Annotated in this window: 1 protein-coding gene; it reads right to left on the bottom strand. The window is 34.1% G+C overall.

Going from position 1 to position 1,348, the window contains the following annotated elements:
* Positions 1 to 241: 241 nt before the first annotated feature.
* The gene (locus ACT3RN_RS15630; protein WP_192520515.1) at positions 242 to 889 is read right to left on the bottom strand and encodes a hypothetical protein; all 648 of its coding nucleotides are present in this window, start codon (positions 887 to 889) and stop codon (positions 242 to 244) included.
* Positions 890 to 1,348: the final 459 nt, after the last annotated feature.

Genomic DNA, 1,348 nt, shown 5'->3' with positions numbered 1-1,348 from the left:
GATCACGGGACTGTCAATATCGCCATACCAGTGGTTAAGGAGTACGGACTGTCCGATACGCGGAGCAAACTGCCACCCATGTGTCGCCCCTGATGACAGTTGTAATGCGCGCAGCGGTGGGGTGGTGCCATCATCGTGAGGACTGAGCATGTTGGAGACGTAGCGGTGATAAAGTTTTATTCAATTGAAAATTTATCCTATGATAAATAGAATTTTAACGTTGATATTCTATTTTGACCACTTACATTATCAACCCTTTGTAAATTGATTCCGATTCATGAATTGAAGTGTAATGCACTGTAGAGTCAATTGATATTTTCCCAGTTTTGGGATCGATATTATATTTTTCCCAAGATACGATATATAAGACACCTTCAAACATGATTGAATTAAGAATCCATAGTTCAAAATCCTGATTCATATAGAAAATACGTTCATTATATGAATACTCATTAAATTCATATTCATAAATATTGATAGAATCAACCTCTAACCCATCAATATTCGTATTTAACTCAAGTGTTTTAGTAGAATAATCACCATCATCATTCTTTGACCCTAAGAGCAGTCTAGTATTTAGCATGACTTTACTGTTAGCACCTGAGAAACTATCAAGGTTTATACTATCAAAACTATAATTACTAACTTTGTCGTAATATAAGCATTTTTCGGGGTAAGAAAGATTTTCAGCTGTACATGATTTTTCTAGTAGAGGTATAAATTCTTTATCAGAAATTTGTCTGATACCCATACCTGTAGAGTGTAAATCTGTAGAACTAAGTTCTTTAGATAATGTTTCATTTAAAGGAGACGAAGTTTTTGTTTCACTTGTATCTACACTACAGGAGCAAAGTGTGGCCATTACAAATATTAAGCTATATTTAAACATATTATTCTCTAATTATTTTTACGCGCTTTTCATCGAACATTGAATGCAAATGGCTGTCATGATAGGCTGCTAGATAGCATGGGTGAGGAAATGTATCAATACATGAACTTCGACCGTATGTCAGAGCACACTGAAGAATAGGACAAGATTAATGTGGCTCAGTTGACCTAATCTTGAGTACATAAGCTTTTAAAATTGAAAGCCTTATACTTAAAACAAGAAAACCCCGTGTCATCATGATGCGGGGTTTTTTGTTGGGTGTGGGTAGGTATAAGCCATATTCGTTTGCTATGAGTGATATATTTCAAAATTTTCACAAAATTTATTCTAATCACATGTTTTAGTATTCATAATGTTTTTATCGTGAGTTAAGCATAGTTTTTTAGTAGACACTACAAATACTACTATCATCTAAATTATTGGATACGGATATACTGCTAATAGTATTAGGATCCGTGT

Origin of the sequence: Psychrobacter sp. AOP5-GZ1-6, from assembly GCF_052376345.1 — a bacterium.
Classification (GTDB): Bacteria; Pseudomonadota; Gammaproteobacteria; order Pseudomonadales; family Moraxellaceae; genus Psychrobacter.
Note: the sequence above shows the minus strand (reverse complement) of the source record. Positions and strands in the feature narration are given on the sequence as shown.